The sequence below is a fragment of the Treponema zioleckii genome, assembly GCF_014737315.1.
In the GTDB taxonomy this organism is placed as follows: Bacteria; Spirochaetota; Spirochaetia; order Treponematales; family Treponemataceae; genus Treponema_D; species Treponema_D zioleckii.
The window spans coordinates 1-21,617 of record NZ_JPUF01000067.1; the positions used below are offsets into that span (position 1 = coordinate 1).

Genomic DNA, 21,617 nt, shown 5'->3' on the forward strand with positions numbered 1-21,617 from the left:
CCTTATTCCCGAAATCACGGTATTGAAAAATATAATACACCGTAATTTTGGTATCAGTCAACTTTAAGATACCTAGATGTTGGTATCATCTAAGTCATGTTCAGGGACAATCTAAAAGAACAAATTGAATATAAAGGCTTGATTATAAAGGAACTTGCTGCAAAAACTGGAATAAGCAAACGCACGATAGATACTTATGTAGACAGCCGGGGCGTTATTCCTAATGCCGAGATTGCGGTAAAACTTGCAGAAGCGTTGGATACTACCGTAGAATTCCTTGTGAATGGAAAAAAATCGAATAAAGCATCTGGTTTGTCTCTTCAAAAAAAAAGTTTGTCACCTTGTGAAAAATATAGGGGGATTATCGAGGCATTGGATAAAATTCCGATGCAGTATTTGCCGTTGGTTGAGGCAATGATTCATGCCGCTGCTGATAAAGTTCCTTCTATAAATTCTGCATATTCCGTATTATAAATCTGCGAATGTCCCTCATGTTTTTGTGTTTCCTCTTCAAAACTCGCTCATGTTTTTGCAAGATTGTGCAAGAATGGCTTTATGTACTTGAAGCGAAAATTTGATATTTATCTTGCTGAATGGAAAAATTCCCCGGTCAAAAAGCCTCTTATCGTAAAAGTGGCTAGGCAAATTGGCAAAACGGAATCAATCGTGCATTTTTGCTGAAGCGGTATCTGGCATGCGTTGACTGGTAACGGTAGCCTCCCTAGTTCAGCTTGTAATGCGGTGCAAATCCTATTCGTGCGAGACGAAACGCACTTTTCCGATAATTCTCAAATCTTCGCTGTCGCCGGGTTCGAACATCGGCTCGTAAATTGGGTTGTCGGAATTTCAGTTATCAGGATTTACATTTATAGAGATTTCATGTGTTTTTCGTTCTGTCCAGTTGCATCTACGATTCAATTTTCCTGTTTACTTCATCAATCCAGTCTGTATTTGAGTTCTCAAACAGATTTAAATAATAATCAAAATTCGTGGAAGGATTGTCGGAATAAGTCGAGGAAAGTTTGGCGATCCTCTTTTTCATTTCGTTGTAATTTTCCACGGTGATTTTTGAGCAGATAAAATCTCGGTGTTCTTTGCAACCGTCATAGCATTTATCGGATTTCAATCCTGTTAATCGAACAATCTCGGAATTATTTTTCTTCTTGTTCTGAGTTCGCAAATTTACATCGCCAAAGTGAGAAAGAATTACCTGCATCGTACACGGATTCACAAAGATTATGACTTTATCAGCCGCAATATCATTTCCGAATATTCTGTTGATTTTTGTGCGAATCAGTTCAAATCCTTCTTCCGGCCGCCTGTCGGTATCGCAGAAGGCAAATACAATATCGTAATTGTCGCTTTGGTATCTGTCCTGATAGCGTGCGGAAATATTGCCGCAAGACTCAGCGTTTACAAGTGTAAAATCATAAACATCAGCCCACACACCAAGATTCACAAGCCTCAAAATATAATCGTATTCTTCAAAGCCTTCGCAGATGAGGCAAATCTTCTTTTTGGTGTTTTTTAGAAAACTTGGTCTATTCATTTTTCACCTGCAAAAGAGTTTTTAGCATGTCTGGTTCTGGAATTGCGCCAAGAATACCGCGCTTATATTTTTCGATTATGTCGGTAGTTTCGCGTACGCCATCTTCTGCCGTAAACGAAGAAAGCGGATACAAATAAACACCGTCATCGTCTTTGTGAACAAACCAGATTTGTTCCTTGCGAAAAAGCTTCTTGCAGTCCATGAGGCTTACGTCATGTGCTGTAAAAATAAGCTGAGCCTTATCATTAAGCTCGTTGTTGAACATGGAAACAATCGAGCGGGTAAGCTTAAAATGAATACTGGAATCAAGTTCGTCAACAACAAGAATCAAGCCTTTTTTGAGTGCGCTTACAACATAACTTGCCAATGCCGCAATTTTCTTTGTTCCTGTGGAATCAAACAAAAGACTCGGAACGGTAACGCCTCTGTAAACAGAAGCAAGCCTTAAAGATTCTTCAAAGCCTGGCTCTTTTATGGAAATTACATCTTCTGCAGGTTTGTTTTCTTCTGTTAAATAATTAACTTTTATCTTGTCCGCATCTACGTATTTAAAATCATCCAAGTCTAAATCCGCATTTTTTACAAAGCTGACAATGTCCTTTTGTAGCGCATCATGATTTTTCATCATAGAGAGCGTTTGATTCAAAGGAATGTTATTCATGTCAACAATAACAATTCGTGACGCAAAATTCGTAAGAATCTGTTTGGCTTCTCTTAAAAAATCAAGCGAAGATGCGTCAGCAATATGAATCAATATATTATTTCGTCCCATCAAGGTAAGATTCTGATTAAGAAGCTCGTCCTTGCTGGAAAATTTCTGATTCAGAAAATCCCGTTCAAAATAAATCTCTTTCTTTTGATTCTTATATTGGTCAAAATTAATCAAAGAAAAACATTCATACACGAATTCATTTTTTTGAGTATCAAAACTGAATTCATATTCCCACTCTTTCTGATTTTCAATAAAAACGCATGAGATTGAAAATATAGGAAAATTAGTGAACCAGTTAGGCATAATTTGCACTGGTTTGTTTTGTATTATGCCCCATAATGCGCGAATAACTTTTACAAGGCAAGTTTTGCCAGAGTTGTTGGAACCATAAATACAGGCAGATTTCAAAACATTGTCAGCAGGCGACTCGATAACATTAGAGGCGAGCCTTTTGTTTCTCATGTCTGCCTTAAGAGAAAAGTTTGTTTCTGTAGAAAAAATAAACGCATTATTGAATTTCAAGCTGACCAACATAATGCATTTATAGTAATTGCATTACATTTTTTATGCAAGTTTTTTACAGGAAAATTAAATTGAAAAATTCTCCCTCATGTTTTTGTGTTTCCTCTTCAAAACTCGCTCATGTTTTTGCAAGATTGTGCTAGTTCAGCTTGTAATCCAACGCAAATGCAACGTAAATTTTTGCGTTGCATTTGCGTCGTAAAAATACTACAATTTTTTTTATGATTGATTTTGAAAATCTTGAATCCCTTAGAGAGTCAAAAAATCTTGAATTTAAAGAAGAAATTTCTAGCAGTTTTCTAAAAACCGTTTCTGCATTTTCGAATTATGGAACCGGAAGAATTCTGTTTGGAATTAGCGACGACAAAAAAATCATCGGAATAGAAAATCCTAATGAAGTTTGTCTGAATCTAGAAAACAAAATCAATGACAATATAATTCCGCACCCCGATTTTAAATTTGAGATTTCTCCCCAAACAAATTTAATAGAACTGACAGTTTTTGAGGGGAAAAATAAGCCTTATACATATAGAAACAAGGCCTACAAGCGGAATGACAGTTCGTCGATTGAAGTTGACAGGACGGAATACAATCGTCTTGTTCTTGCTGGCGAAAACAAAAATTTTGAGGAACTGCCTTCAAAAAATCAGGAATTAACTTTTTCTTCAATGCAAAAAAAATTTTCGGAGATTCTTGGAGTTCAAGAAATTAACAAGGATATCCAAAAAACTTTGGAACTTTATAGTGACAAAGAGGGATACAATATTGCGGCGAGTCTTGTTGCTGACAAAAATGATTTCTCTGGAATAGATATAGTCCGTTTTGGAAAAAATATTGATGAGATTTTAGACAGGGAATCCTTTGAGAAGTGCAGTGTTTTTACTCAGTACGACAATTCGATTCTCTTGTTCAGAAAATACTATCAGTATGAAAAAATTGATGGAATTGAGCGAAAACTTGTTGAGCTAGTTCCCGAAAAGGCATTCCGTGAGGCTGTGGCAAACGCGTTGATTCATCGCACCTGGGATTCTCCTGCGAACATAAGGATTGAATTTTATGCAGAGAAGATTGTGATAACTTCTCCAGGCGGACTTTCGCAAGAAATAAGTAAAGAAGAATATCTTGAAGGAAGACTTTCAATTCTTCGTAATCCAATTTTGGGTATGATTTTTTTTCGCCTTCATCTTATTGAAAAATTTGGCACGGGAATTCGCAGAATAAAAAACTCTTATGCCAACAGCGTCTCAAAGCCTGTTTTTTCAGTATTTGATAATTCTATTCAAATTGAATTGCCGGTTCTTAGTGCAACACCAAAACTTTCGCTGGACGAGGAAAAAATTTATGATGCGTTGTCCGGTGGTATGCAACTTTCATCAAGCGAGCTTGCCCTAAAAACCGGATTTAGTCGCGATAAAGTGATTAGGCTTGCTTCAGGGCTTTTAGAAAAACGCTATATTCGAACCGTGGGAAAAGGGCGCGGAACAAAGTACACGTTGTAGCTTTCTTTTTTATGCACTTTCCCCGCCGTAAATCCTATTCGTGCGAGACGAAGCGCACTTTTCCGATAATTCTCAAATCTTCGCTGTCGCCGGGTTCGAACATCGGCTCGTAAATTGGGTTGTCGGAGATTATCGAAATTCCGTCGCGGGTGCGTTTGAGACGCTTTACGAATCCCATTCCCTTGTAGTGGATTATGTAGATTCCGTCTTTTCCGTCGTAGCCCAAATTGTCGCAGATAATCGTGTCACCGTTGAATAGAGTCGGCTCCATTGAGTCTCCGCGAACGTAGGTGGCCGCAAGATGACCTTCGTAATACTTTAGGTTTTCCGGGGCCGCGATGTAGCCTGCGACTTCTTCCTCGTCTGCAAGGAACTGTCCGTGGCCGGCTGAGAAAAGCTGTTCGTAGACGGGAACCTTAAAGTCTCCGTCGTAATATTCTTTTGATTTTGTTCGTGGAACTTCGCGCGTTCTGCCGGATTCGCCCTGTCGTTCCGAGCTTTTGCAAAGTGAATCCAAAGATTTTCCGAGCGTTTCAGAAATCCGCACCGCTTCGTCCAGGCGTGGCTGAATGCCTTTTTTGATTCTGTTTTTCATTGTGCGGAGCGAAAGCCCTGCTTCCTTGCAGAGCCAAGAGGGGGTAAGCTCTTTTTCTGAAAGAGCGATGTTTACACCGTTCCAAAAATAAGAAGTTTCCATGCCAAAAATATAGGATTAAAATAGAAGAATGTCAAAGGAGACTGTTTTGAAATTGATTGTGAAAAAAAATCTGATTTTTTTGATTTTATTAGACTTTTTGGACAAAACGTCTTAAACTAGACATAGAGTTTCCTTTTGTAGTATTATTTTTTAGTTAAAGATAACTCTAAAAAGTCTAATGAGCGGTTTTTCTTTATCATGTTTTCGGAAAATTCTTTCGATTCTTATGGTAAGGTGATTGCCGTTTATAGTGTTTATAAACTTTGAATATATAAATGTAACGTATGGTAGGAGAAGTATGGGCAATAACAATAATCTTGTACCCGGATTTAACGATGAACGTGATGACAGTCTTAAAATCAATCTTGAAAAACTTAATGATGTAGATAATGGTCTTATCATCTATTTAAACGGATATATCGATACCTACAACTCAAGCTTTTTCCAGAAAAGAATTTCCAAGGTTGTTGAGGCTGGCTTTATCAACTTGGTATTCAATTGTGCATCTTTGAACTATGTTTCATCGACAGGAATCGGTTCTTTTACTGCGTTCCTCAAAATGATTAAGCCGAAGGGTGGTGACATAGTTTTGCTGGAAATCCAGCCGAAAGTGTATGAAGTTTTCCAGTTGCTTGGGTTCTCTCAGTTCTTTAATATCAAAGATTCGATGAGCGATGCTACGCAGTTCTTTAAGCAGGGCGCTCCTGTGGCTGACAGTATTTTCCCGAAGATTTTTAGCTGCCCTGTTTGTTCAAAGCGGCTCAAAGCTACAAAATCTGGAAGATTCCGATGTTCTGAATGTAAGTCGATTCTTGCGATTGACCAGCAAGGTCAGGTATTCTTGGGTTAAAATCGAGTACAGAAATATTATTTGATTTAAGGACGCAATCCGTTTGTTTCGGGTTGCGTTTTTTTTTGCGGTAGTGGGGGCGGGCAAAAATGAGGAATTGAAAGTGACAGTATTTTTTGAATTTTTGTGAATTTTGTACTGAATTTAATAAATTGTGGATAACTTGTGCAAAGTCTGTGTGAATTCTGTGTGCTACTTTGTTAGAGAAATGTGGATAACTTGTGTGAAAATTTGTTGATAACTTCTGGCAACGGTTGAAATTTGTCGAAATTTAAGTAAATTTTCTTAAAGGTGTTTTTAAATTTTCTTTATAAATCGTTATGTTATAATAATTTAGAAGATTGAAATATTCAAATTTCGGATGAATTTAAAATTACTTTAGGAATTTTTTGGGAAAAAAATAGAATTTCAAAAATTTCATAAAATGTGGAAAACTCGTGGAAATTTTGTGTGATAGTTGTTAAATTCATTTGAATTTATGTTGAAAACTAGGGGATAAACTTTGTCTTACAAAATTTGGGGGGCATTCCGAAAATTATAAAGATGTTGGCTTTCTGAAAAACTCGCAGGCATCTCAAAAAACATCCAAATTTTAAGTTTTTTCAAGATGCCCTCGTTTTTTTACTTTTTGGATAGTCTGGAATTCTATTTTTTATTGCAAAGGGTTATAATAGACTTAAATGAGGCGGTCGAACAAAAAAATGAAAACAGCAATATCTTTTATATTTTCCTTTATTTTGATGTGTGTGGTCGGTACTGTTTTTGCAGGTTTGCTTTTTATGGCCGGAATCGATTTGAAGTATCTTGTCGCTGGTCAGCCGCTTTCGTTGTTTTCGCTTGAATTTTTTCTCCGCGGAGTATTCTTTACATTCCCGCTTATTTGCGTAATCGCTCAGCTCCTTCTGATTCTTTATATAATTCGCCATCCGGCCGAGCACTTGATTCCGTTCCTCATGTTCGTGATTATTGCGCTTGTTTCGTGGCTTATTCTTATTCCTTGCGATATGCAGCTTGCCGACACGTATTCAAAAAAGGCGCATGTTGAAGATAAGTACGTTCAGCTTTCGACTGGATATTTCCGCGAGGAAGTCGGTGGCGTTTATTATTACACGCGGATTCTTCCTGACGGAACTGCGGACGGGGTTTTTCTTGACGTGAACGGAAGTTCTGCCCGAAAGAGCGGAATTTTCCCGTTTTACGGAACTTCCGTTACCAATGCTGCGGCTCAGCCTTATGCGGATGTGCTTGTAAAAAAAGCCGTTCAGCCGTCTGAGGTTATTGCTTACCCCATGAAAGTTTATTCTTCGTTAATTGAAAATGCGTTGAGCAGCTGGCAGGCTGGCTTTGGCGCGTGGTTCACTTTTGCTACGTTGGGGCTTGCTTTGCTTGCCGTTTACGGGCTTCAATTCTTTAGTTCATGGCGACTTTTGAATTCATTTTTGATTGTGCTTGCGGGGCTTTCGATTGCGTTTTTGAATTATCTCGTTTATTCCGAAAAGTTTTTTCCTGATTTTGTGGGCGGACTTTCCGAGCATATATCTTTTCTTTCGTCAACGAATCCGTTTATAGTTTTGCTGAATTTTGTGATTTTTATTCTCTTTGCCGCATTTGGAATTGTGATGGGAATTTATAGGCACAAAAAACGTTTGGCAAATCTTTCGGATGATGAGGAGTAGACCAAAAATGAAAAAAGTATTTTGCATAGTTCTTTCTTACTGTATTTTTGCTTTCCTCTTGTTTTTTGCTTTTACGCATTTTTTTACTAAGATTCCTGAGCTTCTTCCAGGCGAGACTGGCTCGTATGAATTCCATGAGACTCTTCTTTTGGTTTATAGATTTCTTCCGGCTTTAATCGGCACCGGATTCATAGTTGGTTTTGCGAGTGTTTTTGGAAAGTCGGCATTTTCCGTCAACCGAAAATTTTCGTCTGAAATCATGGGAAAGTACAAGTACGTGTTTTTGCAGTCACTTTTGTACGTTTTTGTTCTCTCGTTTGTTGCCGAAATTGGGATTCCCCATTGTGAGCGTGTGCAGGCGCAGGTTGTTGCGGCTCCTAGACTTTATGGCCAGTTCATGAATCTTGGTAAAGAAAGTCTTTCCGATGGAAAAATTGCTCTTGCAAAGGAGTGCGCGTTGAACGCTCTTGCGGTTTATCCGGCTTCGCAGGACGCGACGGCCCTTTACGAGACGGCTCTTGCCGCTGTAAGTTTTTCAAAGGAGCCTGTCGCTTCTGAAGTTGAGTCTGTTGAAAAATTTATTCCGCGAAAAGAGATTGGCGACGAAACTGTTTCTTCTCTTATTGAAAAGTCAAAGGCTGCGGCTCTTGATGAGAATTGGTTTCTTTCGCATTATTATGCCCAGCTTGCCGTGGACGCGGGTTCTTCTTACGACGTAAATATTAATGAGGCGAGAAGGCTTGCCGCTGAAGCTTGGAATATTTTGGGTGAGCCTCAGTCTCCTGAGGAGTCCGAAGAAAATATTCTTTTTAGGCGCAAGAAACTTGCTTATCTTAATTTGACGAATGGCGACGCGCTCAGCGCATATTATCAGTTTGTTGCAATTGAGCAAGGCTCTCCTCTTGGGGCGAAGGATGCGGATGTTGCTCAATTCCTAAAAATCGCGACGGAACGTGTTGCCGAACAATGCTTTTTTATAGATGAATTTGAGAATATCAAACGTTTTGAAACTTCAAAAAACGTTTATTTTGCGATTCCTCATGCAGACGGCTCGAAGGATGTCGTTTTTATTCGCGGAATTACGAACGTAAAGAATGCCGGAAAGATGGTTCAGTATCTTCGCGGGCTTTCGGTAATTTCTTATTCGTCTCGCGGAACGTTCTTAAAATCTGTTTCCGTGCCATACGCAAAGATGCTGACAGAGCCTGTCAGCATGTTCGACGAACCTGAAAAAGCAAAATTCCAGATTCTTGATTCTTATGAATCTGTTCCGTATATTCTTTTGCTTGGAATTGACCGCTACAATCAGGAAAATTTTTCTAAGCCAGAATATATTTTTGCCCAGGATTATCCTGAAATTTTGCGTGACGAACCGAGATACATGATTCTTGGCATTAGCCATCATGATTTTTCGTTGATTCAGGATGCGTCGATTGGTTCGAAAAGGATGAATCTTATTTCGCTTGCAAGAATTTATCCACGAATCCGTTTCTTTGGTTTTTCTGCCGAAATCTATGGTTCTGATTTGCTCCATCGTGCGACATATCCGCTTTTTCTGTTGATTCTGTTTATTTTTCTTGCCTGCATTGCATGGAACTATCGTTTGAATTCTAGCCAGCTTTTTAAATTCAAATGGATTTTTGTGATGCCGTTCCTGACGGTTGCCCTGTATTTTTCGATGGAATGTCTTCTTTATATGATAAAACTTTTGGATTACATTTTTATTGCGATTGCGGGTTATTATGCGATTATCCTCGCAATAATTTTTGAAATCCTGGTTTTGGGAATCGTCTCGTTCATTTTTGTAACGCGAACGGCAGACTAGGTGGAACGACAATATTTGTTTTTACTTTGCAATGTCGGTTTTGTCGTTCCTCGCGATTTTTTTGGGTGGTTGTGGTTTCGACTCCGCTCAACCACCGGGTTTCGGCTACGTTCAACCACCGGGATTTTTTCAATTCACCTGTGTCCCATCTGAGTTTATCTGTGTTCATCTGTGGTTTCGATACGCTTTGCTACTCAACCACCGACGGTGGCGTTTTTTTTAGATTGAATATTCGTAGCCTATGAATTCATTGTTTTTGTCTACCAGTTGTTGCAATGTAATTGACTGAAGATAGTCGTTTACGGTTCTGCTGAAATTTTTCCAAAACATCTTGCTGCCTTCGGAGATTACTGTGTTGTTTTCGAGCGGAACTTGCGGTGTGAGCGGGCCTTCAATGGCATGTAAAATTTCACCGACGGTGTAAGTTGAGGCGGGGCGTGTGAGTTTGTAGCCTCCGCAGCTTCCTCTTGAACCGACTACCAAGGCTGCTTTCCCGAGCAGGTTCAGAATTTGTTCCAGATATTTTAAGGACAGGTTCCGTCGGTGCGCCAGTGTTTTTAGCGGAATGAATTTCTGGCTGGCATCTGCGGCTAAATCTTCCATAATTAAGAGCGCATATTGTCCACGCGCAGAAATTTTATACATGAATGCCTCCTTACGATGTGATTACAAGCTCGTCTTTGCTCACGTCAGTGTGATTCTGCACGATGAATGCGTTTAGCACCGGGTTTTGCGAATCTTCTAGCGAGAGAATCAGATAGCGTGCTTTTGAGTCAAAAAACAGGCGTTTGTCTTCTTCTGACGGTCGGCTTGGGCTTTCTGGGTGCGAGTGCCAGTTTCCGAGAGGCTGCCAGCCGTGGGAGCGCATGTCTTTTATGGCCAAAAGCTGTTCCCGTGGGCTTATCGTAAAATGCTCGTTTGAGTGATCCGTGTTTTCGATAAGATACACGGCTTCAATGTGCTTTTCCGTTCCGTTGTCGGTGCCCGCGATAAGCCCGCAGGCTTCTTCTGGCAAGCACTCGCGGGCGTGGGCAAGGATTTTTTCGTAATCGGCTTTTTTTAGCGTAATCATTCTCCGCCCCCTGCTTTTGCGGCTTTTAGTTCACACGGTGGCTGTTCGTAGTCAATCGGTTCTGTAATCGTTGGATTTGAGCCGCAGACAGGGCACTTTCCGTTTGCGGGAGGCAGTTTTATGTTGTGGAAGTCGTTTTTTAGGGCATCGTAGGTCAAAAGTCTTCCCACAAGATTTTCGCCAACTCCCGTAATGTATTTGATTGCTTCCATAGCCTGAAGACTTCCGATAACGCCTCCCATTGCGCCGATAACTCCGGCCTGCTTACAGGTTGGCACGGCATCTTTTGGCGGCGGGTCTTTGAACACGCAGCGGTAGCAAGGGCCCTGGCCCGGAATGTAGGTCATAAGCTGGCCTTTAAAACGGATTATTCCCGCATGGCTGAAAGGCTTTTTTTCGAGCACGCATGCGTCGTTTATCAAAAACTTTGCGGGAAAGTTGTCTGTGCCGTCAATCACAAAATCGTACTCGCGGATGAGTTCGCGAATATTCGAGGAGTAAACGAAAATCTGGTATGTGTTGACTTTTACATCTGGATTCATTGCGGTGATTGTTTCTGCCGCCGACTGGACTTTTGGCTTACCAACGTCCGCGGTTGCGTGGATAATTTGTCTTTGAAGGTTCGAAAGGTCAACTGTGTCCGCGTCCGCAATGCCAATGGTTCCAACTCCGGCTGCGGCAAGGTACATTGCGACCGGTGCGCCTAGCCCTCCAGCTCCGATAATCAGAACTTTTGCGTTCAAAAGTTTTTGCTGACCTTTTACGCCGATTTCCTTCAATATAATGTGTCTTGAATAGCGTTCAATCTGTTCGTCGTTAAGTGCCATAATTTCCTCCGTTTAGCGTGAGCCGCCGCCCATAAAATAAAGGAATTCAACAACGTCGCCGTCTTTGAGAACTGTTTTTTCTTCATCTGCTTTTTGCAAGAATTCTTCGTTAATCGAAACCGTTACGTACTGCGGTGTTTCTACTTTTTCCTGCTCGATGAGTTCTGGCACGGTTAAGCCGTCTTTTACTTCTTTGCGATTTCCTGAAACTGTGATTGTCATTTTTTATCTCCTGTTATTTGAATAAATTTTTACTCTTCTACTTTTTGAACGTAGAGCGTGTAAGTTCCGTCGTTGTTGTCGTCTAGCTGCAAAACCTGATGTCCGTCATCTTTGAACGAGCGAGGAACGTTCTGCACCGGTTCTCCGTCGTTCATTCGCACGGCGAGAATCTGCCCGTTTTCTAAATCTTCGAGCGCAACTTTTGCCTTTACGAATGTGAGCGGACAAACTTTGTCGGTAATATCCACGAATCCGTCATTTTTTATTTCTGCCATAAATGTCTCCTTTTATACAGTCAACTGCATTGTTGGGTAGCTGTGTTAAAATCTGGTGGGTGGTAGCGAAGGCGGAGCAGAAAAATGATTCTGAGCGCCGCGAGCGTTAGCGAGTCGGATACCTCTAAAGCTCAGCCATCATTTTTCTGAAACGTCGTAGCGGACAACCACCAGATTTTTAATCACTTTGCCAGTATGCAGTTGCCTATTTTCCTTCGTAGGCTTTTGTTATTACTTTTTTGAATTCGTCCTGTCCAAGTCGCTGCAAGCAGGCTCGGAATCTTTCGCTTGGCTTTGCGTTCTCTGCAAAGAAATTGATTGCCGCGTCCGCAACTCTAAAGAGCGTGTCTTTGTCTTTGATGATAGGGAGCAGGTTTTCGCCTTTGTAGATTTCGTTTCCGAACAATCCGCCGAACGAAACGATGTAGCCGCTTTCGCCGCTCCAAGCTTCAAAGGGGCATGCCTTAACGCAGCGGCCGCAGAGCACGCATTTTTCGTTGTCCAAAGTGATTCCCTTTTCTTTGTCGAGTGTGATTGCATCGAATCGGCAGGCTTTTACGCAGACTCCGCATTTTTTGCACTTTGAGTTGTCAATAGAAACGTCCATGCCGCCTTTTACGCCAAAGTCGTTTTCTTCGGCTTTTAGGCAGTTCGCACGGCAGCCCGTAACGCCGAACTTGAATTTGTGGGGAAGAGTGCGCCCAAAATATCGTTTGTCAAGTTCAATGGCAATCGGAAGGGTGTCGATACAGCCGTTCGGACAGATTGCAGAACCCTGGCAGGCCGTTACGGTACGGACTCTCGGTCCACAAACGCCTGGCTTTACCCCGCCTTTTGCAAGCTCACTTTTTACCTCTTCAATGTCCTTTATATTGATAAAAGGAATTTCGATTCCTTGTCGGCTCGTCATGTGGACGTAACCGTGACCATATTTTTCTGCAACTTCAGAAATCACTTTTATATTTTCAGCAGTCATGTTTCCGCCTACGGTCTGCACACGCAAAGAAAAGAATCCTTTTTGCTTTTGGTGCATAAATCCGCCAGCTTTTAATGCTGCGTAATCGACTGTTTCTGCCATAAGAGCCTCCTTAATCTGGGAAAACCTAGTTAAATGATATGGAATATGAACAATATATAAAGTAAAACCTATTTATGCAATAGGAAATATATGATTTTTTTCAAAAAATATATTGACCTTTTTTTTGGTTAACATTAAGGTAGCTGTATCTTAAATAACCTACTAAACAGATAGGTAAAATTGAGAAAAAGGTAGGAGGTATCTTTATGAATCAGAAAATCTTGGGAATTTCATTTGCGTCGGTTCTTGCGTTTACGATTATAGGTGCGACTTCGTGCAACAAAAAGGAAGCGGCTTCTGCAGAAAGTCAAAAAACAGAGAGCGCAAAATCAGTTTCGATTACGAACGTAAGCTATGACCCGACCCGTGAGCTTTATGCAAATTACAACAAACTTTTTGCAAAGCACTGGAAAGAAAAGACTGGCCAGGATGTTGAAGTTACCCAGAGCCACGGTGGAAGCGGAAAGCAGGCTCTTGAAGTTGCGAACGGACTTGAAGCCGACGTTGTGACTCTTGCCCTGGAATACGACGTTAACGCCGTTCAGAATGCAGGTCTTATTGAAAAAGGCTGGGTAAGCGAGTTCCCGTTGGATTCATCGCCTTACACTTCTACGATTGTCTTCTTGGTTCGAAAAGGCAACCCAAAGAACATTCTCGACTGGGATGACCTTATCAGAAAGGACGTTGGGGTTATCACTCCGAATCCTAAGACGAGCGGCGGAGCTTGCTGGAACTATCTTGCGGCGTGGGCTTACGGAGAGCGCAAATTCGGCGGGGATGAAGAGCAGGTAAAAGAATTTATAAAGCAGATTTATGCAAACGTTCTGGTTCTTGATTCTGGTGCTCGCGGTGCTACGAACAGCTTTGTTCAGAACAAACAGGGCGACGTTCTTCTCGCTTGGGAAAACGAAGCTTTCCTTTCAATTGCGGATTACCCGAATGACTACGAGATTGTTACTCCGAGCCTGAGCATTCTTGCACAGCCTTCCGTTGCAGTTGTTGACGAAGTTGTTGACCGCAGGGGAACTCGTGATGTTGCGACTGAATACTTGAACTACTTGTATTCCGAGGAAGCTCAGCGTGTTGCCGGACAGAATTTTTACAGACCATCGAATCAAAAAGTTCTTGCCGAGTTCAAGGACACGTTCAATCTTGAAATCAACCTTGTGACAATCAATGATTTTGGTGGCTGGGATGCTGCTCACGAAAAGCATTTTAGCAACGGCGGATTGTTCGACCAGATTTATACAAAAAAATAAGGATGTCAACTGAGGAGACTTTGTATGAGTAAGAAAACACGGCGCGTGATTCCTGGATTCGGGATTTCCATGGGAGTGACGATTAGCATTTTGAGCCTTGTAGTGCTGATTCCGCTTGCATCGCTGGTGGTCTACTCTGCAAAGCTCGGTCCGAGAGAGTTTTTTACGGTCGTTACCCGCGACCGAGTGCTTTCAAGCTTTTGGGTGAGCTTTAGCACATCATTTATTGCCGCTTTAATCAATGCTTTTATGGGAACGCTGATTGCATGGGTTCTCGTGCGGTACACGTTCCCTGGAAAGCGGCTCATGGACGGAATTATTGAACTTCCGTTCGCATTGCCGACTGCCGTGGCGGGAATTTCACTCACCTCGCTCATGGCAGACACAGGCTGGATTGGCGGATTCTTTGCGAAGTTCGGAATCAAAATTGCCTACACGAAAACCGGAATAACGATTGCGCTGATTTTTATTGGCATTCCGTTCGTGGTGCGTGCCGTTCAGCCCGTTCTTGAAAAGCTGGACGCGACTTACGAAGAAGCTGCGAGCGTTCTTGGGGCTAGCCGCAGAGTGATTTTTTTGAAGGTGATTTTGCCTGAGCTTTTGCCAGCACTTTTTACCGGGGCGGGACTTGCCTTTGGGCGCTGTCTTGGCGAGTACGGAAGCGTAGTTTTTATTGCGGGAAACAAGCCGTTTTCCACAGAAATCACGCCTTTAATCATCATGTCGGAACTTCAGGAATATGACTATCCTGCGGCAACCAGCATTGCACTTGTAATGCTTTTGTTTTCGTTCCTCACATTGTTCCTTGTGAACCTTGTTCAATCTCGCAACGCAAAAATTCTTGGAGGGGCGCGATGAGTCATACAAAAATAAAGCCGGAAGAAAAAATACGCAAGGACAGCGGGGCTGTAAAATGGATTTTGATAGCCGTAAGCGCATTGTTCCTGTTCGTCCTTTTGATTTTGCCGCTGATTACAGTTGTTGTTAATGCGGCGGCAAAAGGATTTTCGTTCTATAAAAATGCAATTTCTGACCCTTACGCCGTAAAAGCCCTGCATCTTACGCTGGTGGCTACGGCTTGGGCACTTGTAATAAATACGGTCTTCGGACTTTTTGCAGCTTGGGCGGTTACAAAATTCCGATTCCACGGAAAAAAACTTCTTACCACGCTCATTGACGTTCCTGTAACGGTTTCGCCGATTATTGCGGGCTTGATTTTTATTCTGATTTTTGGGCGGCAAAGTGCGCTTTTTCCGTTCCTAAAGTCACATCACATTCAGATTGTGTTCGCCGTTCCTGGAATCATTCTTGCCACCGTGTTCGTCACTTTTCCGTTCGTGAGCCGTGAGCTGATTCCGGTTCTTCAAAGTGCGGGAACTGACGAAGAGGAGGCGGCGGCTCTGATGGGCGCGAAGTGGCACACGATTTTTACAAAAGTTACTTTTCCGCACATAAAATGGGCGTTTCTGTACGGAATCGTGCTTTGTACGGCTCGCGCGATGGGCGAGTTTGGGGCGGTTTCGGTTCTTTCTGGGCACTTGCGCGGAAAAACGAACACTCTTCCGCTTCACATCGAAATTTTGTTCAACGAATTCCAGTATGTGAGCGCGTTTGCCGTGTCGTCGATTCTTGTGATGCTTGCAATCGTCGTACTGGTTCTTAGGAGCGTTCTTGAAAAATTGGGCCAAAAGGATGCGGAGCAAAACAGGTAGGAGATGTGAAAAATGTACGTGGAATTGAAGAATATAAATAAATCCTTCGGGAATTTTAAGGCATCGGACAACGTGAGTTTTGGAGTTGAAAAAGGAAAGCTCGTGGCTCTTCTGGGACCTAGCGGCAGCGGAAAGACGACGATTCTTAGAATGATTGCGGGACTTGAGTCTCCAGATTCTGGCGACGTTGTGATTGACGGAAAGGTTGTGAATGACATTCCGGCTTCAAAGCGGGGAATCGGCTTTGTCTTCCAGAATTACGCACTTTTCCGCTACATGACGGTCGAACAGAACGTTGCGTTCGGTCTAAAAGTTCAGCAAAAAAAGCCTTCTAAAGAATTCATAAAAAATCGTGTTTCAGAAATGATTGAGCTTGTTGGCTTAAAAGGCATGGAAAAACGCTATCCGAGTCAGCTTTCGGGCGGTCAGCGGCAGAGAGTTGCATTTGCCCGCGCGATTGCACCGAATCCTCAGCTTTTGCTTTTGGACGAGCCGTTTGCCGCGATTGACGCAAAAGTTCGGCAGGAACTTCGCACGTGGCTCCGCGACATGATTGGAAAACTCGGAATCACGAGCATTTTTGTAACCCACGACCAGGACGAAGCCGTTGAAGTGAGCGACGAAATCATCGTTACGAACAAAGGGCGCGTTGAGCAAGTGGGAACTCCGCTTGAAATCTACCGAAAGCCAGAGACGGCATTTACCGCGACTTTCTTTGGCCAGGCGGGATTTTTAAAGGACTACCGCACGTTCAAGAATTTTGAGGATATTCCAGAGGCTGATTCAGCTTTTACCCGACCGGAATTCGTAAAAATCTCGAAGAAAAACGAGACTGAAAAATACGCAAGCTCAGCTTTTGAAGGAACCGTGCACGACGTTTGCTTTAGGGGCACTCACATTGAGCTAAAGATTTTCGTGCATGATTCAGAAATCCTTGCCACCCGAAGGCTTGACGAAGCTCCGATTGAAGTTGGCGAGAAAGTGAACGTGTTCTTGTACCGTGTTTTTGTGACCCGCGGAAACGAAGTTCATCAGCTTTTGAACAAATCCTTGGACGAAGATTATGTGTTCATCTAACGGCAAGAGGTTTTGAAGATGAAAAAAGAATTTATTCAGACGGACGTTCTGATTATTGGCGGCGGAACGGCTGGCTGCTACGCGGCAATAAAACTTGGCGAACACGAGAATCTTTCTGTGCTCGTGGCGGAAAAAGCCAACATTGAGCGTTCGGGCTGTCTTGCCGCTGGCGTTAATGCGCTCAACGCCTACATTACAGAAGGCCACACGCCGCAGGATTACGCGGACTACGCTTTGAACGACGCTGAGGGAATTGCCCGCGGTGATTTGCTTCTTTCGCTTTCTGAGCGGCTCAATTCCGTAACGCACGACCTTGAAAATCGCGGCCTTGTGATTCTCAAAGACGAAAACGGAAAGTACGTGAGCCGGGGCTGGCGAAATATAAAAATCAACGGCGAAAACATAAAGCCACTTTTGGCAAAAGGCGTGCGCTCTCAAAAAAATGTGAGAGTTTTGAATCATGTGAACATTACGGACTTAAAAACGAGCGGAACTGGAAAAGACAGGCGCGTTACGGGCGCGTTCGGGTTCTGCGTGAATGACGGCACTTTTTACGACATAACGGCAAGGGTGGTTCTTGTTGCGACAGGTGGGGCTTCTGGCTTGTACCGACCGAATAATCCCGGTTTTTCGCGGCACAAAATGTGGTATTCGCCGTTCAATACGGGGGCGGGCTACGCGATGGGCTTGCTCGCCGGAGCAGAGATGACCACGTTTGAGATGCGTTTTATCGCTCTTCGTTGCAAAGACACGATTGCGCCCACAGGCACGATTGCGCAGGGCGTGCACGCAAAACAAGTGAATGCGAAAGGCGACGTTTACGAAAATCATTACGGCTTAAAAACCAGCGAGAGAGTCTGGGGCACGGTGGAAGAAAACCGCGCTGGCAGAGGCCCTTGCTATCTTTCAACGAGCGGAATTAAAACTGAGACCGAGCAGGACTTGTTCCGCGCGTATTTGAACATGGCTCCGAGCCAGACCCTAAAATGGCTTGAATCAGGAAAAGGACCAGCTACAGAAAACGTAGAGATTGAAGGCACTGAGCCTTACATTGTGGGCGGACACACCGCAAGCGGATTCTGGGTTGACACTTTTCGTGAGACGACCGTGCACGGACTTTTTGCCGCCGGCGACGTTGCGGGGGGCGCACCCCAAAAATACGTGACCGGCGCGCTTTCGGAAGGCGAGATTGCGGCAGAAAGCATTCTTGAGTTCTTGGAAAAATCGGCTGAGCCGTTTGAAAACTCACTTTTAGATTCAGCAGATTCAAAAAAATCCGCAGAAAAACTTTTGGAATATGAATCGCATTTTTCAGAAAAGAATGCGGAAGCCGTTCCGTTCTCAGTAGAGCAGCTTGAAGAATCGATGCAAAAAATCATGGACGAATATGCGGGCGGAATTTCATCAGGCTACCGCTACAACGAAAGCCGACTTTTGATTGCAGACTCGCAGATTGAAGGCTTACAGGCGCTCGTTCCAAAACTTTCTGCAAGCGACGCTGACGACTTGCTCCGCATTTACGAGCTTCGCGAGCGACTAATCGTTTGCAGGGCTGTAATCGCGCACTTGCGGGCAAGAAAAGAAACTCGCTGGCACAGTTTTGGCGAGCACGCGGACTATCCGGAGCGGACGAAAGAAGGGCTTTGCTACATAAATTCAGTTTTGCGCGACGGAAAAATCAGCATAATCCGTCGCCCGCTCGTTAGGGGAGGCGTTTATGAGCATAAAAATTGACGAGAACCGCTGTGTGGGCTGCCGGGCGTGCGTGGAAGTGTGCCCGGGGAATCTCATAAAAATCAGCGAAAAAAATAAATCATTCATCAAGCACGAGCGCGACTGCTGGGGCTGCACGAGCTGTGTAAAAGCTTGCCCAAAACAGGCAATCAGTTTTTTTCTGGGAGCAGACATCGGCGGGCGGGGAGCAAGCCTTACCGTGGAAAGTCACGGCACAATCCGCACTTGGAAAATCAGCATAAACGACGGAAGCGTCCAAGAAATCCAAGTCGATTCAAGCGACGCAAACAAATACTAAAAAAAGAAGGAGCATTATTTTGAGCGAATTATCCCATCTGGACGAACTTGAAGCAGAGGCAATTTATATAATCCGCGAAGTGGCGGCGGAATGCGAGAAGCCTGTTATGCTGTATTCAATCGGTAAGGACAGTTCCGTTATGCTGCACCTTGCGTTAAAGGCATTCTACCCTGAAAAGCCGCCTTTTCCGTTCCTGCACATCGATACTACGTGGAAATTCCACGAGATGATAAAATTCCGCGACCACGTGGCAAAAAAATACGGGCTTGATATGCTCGTCTACACGAACGAGGAAGGCGTAAAGGCTGGAATCAATCCGTTTGACCACGGAAGCGCGTACACCGACATTATGAAAACTCAGGCGTTAAAGCAGGCTCTCACCAAATACGGCTTTACGGCGGCATTTGGCGGAGGCAGGCGAGATGAAGAAAAATCCCGCGCAAAGGAACGCATCTTTAGCTTCAGGAACTCGGCTCAGGCCTGGGACCCGAAAAATCAGCGGCCAGAAATGTGGAAACTCTACAACACGCAAGTTCACAAAGGCGAGAGCATGAGAGTATTCCCGCTTTCCAACTGGACAGAAAAAGACATCTGGCAGTACATAAAACGAGAGAACATCGAAATCGTGTCGCTTTATTTTGCCGAGGAACGGCCAGTAATCGAACGTGACGGCTCAATCATTCTCGTGGACGACGACCGACTAAAACTCCGTGACGGCGAGCAGATTCTGCACAAATCCGTGCGCTTCAGAACGCTTGGCTGCTACCCGCTTACAGGCGGAGTTTACAGCACGGCGAACACGCTTGACGGCATTATTGACGAGACACTTTCCGCCGTTACGAGCGAACGCACGAGCCGCGTAATCGACAAAGACGGCGGAAGTGCCAGCATGGAAAAACGAAAGCGGGAGGGATACTTTTAATGGAAAACTCAGCAAATTCAACGAACGGACTTTTAAAATTCATCACCTGTGGAAGCGTGGACGACGGAAAATCCACGCTCATCGGGCATATTTTGTATGACGCAAAACTTTTGTACGCAGACCAGGAAAAAGCCCTTGAACTTGACAGCAAAGTGGGAAGCCGAGGCGGCGCAATCGACTACTCGCTTTTGCTAGACGGACTTATGGCTGAACGCGAGCAGGGAATTACGATTGACGTTGCTTACAGATATTTCTCCACTGAAAAGCGAAGTTTTATCGTTGCCGACACGCCGGGCCACGAGGAATACACCCGCAACATGGCAGTTGGCGCGTCGTTCGCAGACCTTGCGATAATTCTTGTGGACGCAAAGCAGGGCGTTCTGGTGCAGACAAGACGGCACGCACGTATTTGCTCGCTCATGGGAATCGAACATTTTATTTTCGCCGTGAACAAAATGGATTTGACCGGCTACAGCGAGAGCCGATTTGCGGAAGTTTCGGCACAGATTAACGCCATTGTAGAGGAACTTAGCCTTAAGGACGTGGTTGTTATTCCTGTGAGTGCCACCGAAGGCGACAATGTTACGAAGCAAAGCGAGTCCATGCCGTGGTACAAAGGAAAAACGATTCTCTCGCATTTGGAGAGCGTTGACGTTAAAAAACGAAGCGACGAAAGCGGATTCTATCTTCCTGTTCAGCGAGTTTGCCGACCAGACCACAACTTCCGCGGATTCATGGGGCAGATTGAATCGGGCAAAGTTTGTGTTGGCGACGAAGTGACTGCTCTTCCGAGCGGCGAGAATGCACACGTAAAACGAATTGTGCGTGGATTTAACGACGTTCAGACTGCGGAACGCGGGCAGGCGGTTAACATCGTTCTTGACCGCGAAGTTGACGTGAGCCGCGGTTGCGTTCTTTCAAAAAACTTGCAGATTCCTGTAAGCGACCGCGTGACTGCGACGCTCCTCTGGATGGACGACGCGAGCCTTGAGAACGGCAAGAATTTTTTTGTAAAGCTCGGAACCAAGCAGATTCCAGGAATCGTAACGAAGATTCACTATGCCGTTGACGTGAACACTGGTGCACACACGCAGAAATCGGAACTTCAGAAAAACGAGATTGCAAGCGTTGATTTGTCTTTTACGGAACCTGTTGTCGTTGACGACTTTAACAAAAACCGCACGCTCGGCGAGTTGATTTTAATCGACAGAATCTCGAACATGACCGCAGCCTGCGGCGTTGTGACGGACGTTGCAAAATCAAGCGCGCTGAGTGACGAAAGCGATGGCGAAGTGACGAGAAAACGCCGTGCGACCCTAAAAATCCAGAATCCGCTCGTTGTAGAATTCGTGCTCGGAAAGGACGGCGTGAACGAAGAACTTTTGGCCGCCGTAGAAAAACGGCTTTTCAACGCCGGACGGCATACTTACCGCTACGTTCCGTCTTCGAGCGAAGATTACGTTACAACCGCGACACATCTCTTTGAGGCGGGCCTTGTCGTTCTTTTGGCGTTGGATTCTAGGCTTGTAGAAAATCGTGACGAGCGCACAAAAAAGCCGTGGTGGCAAAGAATCGATGAGACTCTGAGCGCAGAGGAGATTTCAAAGCGAATTCTTGCAAGAACAGCCTTTACGGTGCAGGACGATTACAATATTTAGAAATCCTGAAGTTCGAGTTCTTTATTTTCATTGAAAACGGTCATTGAGCTTGTCGAAATGACCGTTATTACTTTTTCAATCATGAGAGGTTTCGACTGTGCTGGGGCACTGTTGTTTTTGAAATCTGTGCCCCATCTGTGTTTATCTGTGTTT

General features: G+C 43.9%; 22 protein-coding genes. 13 read left to right on the forward strand and 9 right to left on the reverse strand.

The window, feature by feature from the left end:
- Positions 1–96: 96 nt before the first annotated feature.
- Complete coding sequence (locus tag JI65_RS14245) at positions 97–474, forward strand: helix-turn-helix domain-containing protein (RefSeq protein ID WP_191017801.1); 378 nt, start codon at positions 97–99, stop codon at positions 472–474.
- Positions 475–907: 433 nt separating this feature from the next.
- On the opposite strand, the gene JI65_RS14250 is transcribed toward JI65_RS14245, so the two are convergent.
- Together JI65_RS14250 and JI65_RS14255 are read right to left on the reverse strand one after the other, a co-directional pair.
- A complete protein-coding gene (locus JI65_RS14250) occupies positions 908–1,549 on the reverse strand; it encodes a hypothetical protein (RefSeq protein ID WP_191017802.1) in 642 nt (213 codons plus the stop codon).
- Positions 1,542–2,723, reverse strand: coding sequence for an AAA family ATPase (locus JI65_RS14255; RefSeq protein ID WP_197971959.1), 1,182 nt, complete (start codon positions 2,721–2,723; stop codon positions 1,542–1,544). Before JI65_RS14255 ends, JI65_RS14250 begins: the two co-directional genes overlap by 8 nt.
- 281 nt (positions 2,724–3,004) lie before the next feature.
- Between JI65_RS14255 and JI65_RS14260 the strand changes: the two genes are divergently transcribed.
- Positions 3,005–4,282: an RNA-binding domain-containing protein gene (locus JI65_RS14260; RefSeq protein ID WP_191017805.1), complete on the forward strand. Its 1,278-nt coding sequence runs from the start codon at positions 3,005–3,007 to the stop codon at positions 4,280–4,282.
- Positions 4,283–4,316: 34 nt separating this feature from the next.
- Here the strand turns inward: JI65_RS14260 and JI65_RS14265 are convergent, their stop codons facing one another.
- Positions 4,317–4,979 (reverse strand): S24 family peptidase, encoded by a 663-nt coding sequence (locus tag JI65_RS14265; protein ID WP_191017807.1) that lies wholly within the window; start codon positions 4,977–4,979, stop codon positions 4,317–4,319.
- Positions 4,980–5,277: 298 nt separating this feature from the next.
- Here JI65_RS14265 and JI65_RS14270 point away from each other — a divergent pair, with 298 nt between their 5' ends.
- The 3 genes from JI65_RS14270 to JI65_RS14280 all read left to right on the forward strand — a co-directional run bounded on the left by JI65_RS14270 (position 5,278) and on the right by JI65_RS14280 (position 9,330).
- Positions 5,278–5,829 carry an STAS domain-containing protein gene (locus JI65_RS14270; protein ID WP_191017809.1) on the forward strand — a complete coding sequence of 184 codons (552 nt, stop codon included), beginning with the start codon at positions 5,278–5,280 and terminating at the stop codon, positions 5,827–5,829.
- A 701-nt stretch (positions 5,830–6,530) separates the two neighbouring features.
- Positions 6,531–7,505 (forward strand): hypothetical protein, encoded by a 975-nt coding sequence (locus JI65_RS14275; RefSeq protein WP_191017811.1) that lies wholly within the window; start codon positions 6,531–6,533, stop codon positions 7,503–7,505.
- A gap of 7 nt (positions 7,506–7,512) precedes the next feature.
- Positions 7,513–9,330: a hypothetical protein gene (locus tag JI65_RS14280; protein ID WP_191017813.1), complete on the forward strand. Its 1,818-nt coding sequence runs from the start codon at positions 7,513–7,515 to the stop codon at positions 9,328–9,330.
- A 219-nt stretch (positions 9,331–9,549) separates the two neighbouring features.
- On the opposite strand, the gene JI65_RS14285 is transcribed toward JI65_RS14280, so the two are convergent.
- The 6 genes from JI65_RS14285 to JI65_RS14310 form a co-directional block, all read right to left on the reverse strand.
- Entirely contained in the window at positions 9,550–9,975 is a 426-nt protein-coding gene (locus tag JI65_RS14285) for an RrF2 family transcriptional regulator (RefSeq protein WP_191017814.1), read from the reverse strand.
- 10 nt (positions 9,976–9,985) lie between these two features.
- The gene (locus JI65_RS14290) at positions 9,986–10,402 is read right to left on the reverse strand and encodes a M67 family metallopeptidase (RefSeq protein WP_191017816.1); all 417 of its coding nucleotides are present in this window, start codon (positions 10,400–10,402) and stop codon (positions 9,986–9,988) included.
- Positions 10,399–11,229 (reverse strand): thiazole biosynthesis adenylyltransferase ThiF, encoded by an 831-nt coding sequence (gene thiF / locus JI65_RS14295; RefSeq protein WP_191017818.1) that lies wholly within the window; start codon positions 11,227–11,229, stop codon positions 10,399–10,401. The genes JI65_RS14290 and thiF overlap by 4 nt, the downstream gene beginning before the upstream one ends.
- 12 nt (positions 11,230–11,241) lie before the next feature.
- A complete protein-coding gene (gene thiS / locus JI65_RS14300) occupies positions 11,242–11,451 on the reverse strand; it encodes a sulfur carrier protein ThiS (protein ID WP_191017820.1) in 210 nt (69 codons plus the stop codon).
- Between the two features lie 29 nt (positions 11,452–11,480).
- Entirely contained in the window at positions 11,481–11,726 is a 246-nt protein-coding gene (locus JI65_RS14305) for a sulfurtransferase TusA family protein (RefSeq protein ID WP_191017821.1), read from the reverse strand.
- A 205-nt stretch (positions 11,727–11,931) separates the two neighbouring features.
- On the reverse strand, positions 11,932–12,804 hold the full coding sequence (locus JI65_RS14310; protein ID WP_191017823.1) for a 4Fe-4S binding protein: 873 nt from the start codon (positions 12,802–12,804) through the stop codon (positions 11,932–11,934).
- A 206-nt stretch (positions 12,805–13,010) separates the two neighbouring features.
- Here JI65_RS14310 and JI65_RS14315 point away from each other — a divergent pair, with 206 nt between their 5' ends.
- The 8 genes from JI65_RS14315 to JI65_RS14350 are packed head-to-tail and all read left to right on the forward strand — an operon-like array spanning position 13,011 to position 21,464.
- Complete coding sequence (locus JI65_RS14315; protein ID WP_191017825.1) at positions 13,011–14,063, forward strand: sulfate ABC transporter substrate-binding protein; 1,053 nt, start codon at positions 13,011–13,013, stop codon at positions 14,061–14,063.
- 24 nt (positions 14,064–14,087) lie between these two features.
- The gene (gene cysT, locus JI65_RS14320) at positions 14,088–14,921 is read left to right on the forward strand and encodes a sulfate ABC transporter permease subunit CysT (RefSeq protein WP_191017827.1); all 834 of its coding nucleotides are present in this window, start codon (positions 14,088–14,090) and stop codon (positions 14,919–14,921) included.
- Positions 14,918–15,775 carry a sulfate ABC transporter permease subunit CysW gene (cysW, locus tag JI65_RS14325; RefSeq protein ID WP_191017829.1) on the forward strand — a complete coding sequence of 286 codons (858 nt, stop codon included), beginning with the start codon at positions 14,918–14,920 and terminating at the stop codon, positions 15,773–15,775. The genes cysT and cysW overlap by 4 nt, the downstream gene beginning before the upstream one ends.
- A gap of 12 nt (positions 15,776–15,787) precedes the next feature.
- On the forward strand, positions 15,788–16,852 hold the full coding sequence (locus JI65_RS14330; RefSeq protein ID WP_191017830.1) for an ABC transporter ATP-binding protein: 1,065 nt from the start codon (positions 15,788–15,790) through the stop codon (positions 16,850–16,852).
- 18 nt (positions 16,853–16,870) lie between these two features.
- Positions 16,871–18,586: an adenylyl-sulfate reductase subunit alpha gene (locus tag JI65_RS14335; RefSeq protein WP_191017832.1), complete on the forward strand. Its 1,716-nt coding sequence runs from the start codon at positions 16,871–16,873 to the stop codon at positions 18,584–18,586.
- A complete protein-coding gene (locus JI65_RS14340; protein ID WP_191017834.1) occupies positions 18,570–18,884 on the forward strand; it encodes a 4Fe-4S dicluster domain-containing protein in 315 nt (104 codons plus the stop codon). Before JI65_RS14335 ends, JI65_RS14340 begins: the two co-directional genes overlap by 17 nt.
- 13 nt (positions 18,885–18,897) lie before the next feature.
- Entirely contained in the window at positions 18,898–19,806 is a 909-nt protein-coding gene (gene cysD / locus JI65_RS14345; protein ID WP_197971960.1) for a sulfate adenylyltransferase subunit CysD, read from the forward strand.
- Positions 19,806–21,464: a GTP-binding protein gene (locus tag JI65_RS14350; RefSeq protein ID WP_191017835.1), complete on the forward strand. Its 1,659-nt coding sequence runs from the start codon at positions 19,806–19,808 to the stop codon at positions 21,462–21,464. Before cysD ends, JI65_RS14350 begins: the two co-directional genes overlap by 1 nt.
- Positions 21,465–21,617: the final 153 nt, after the last annotated feature.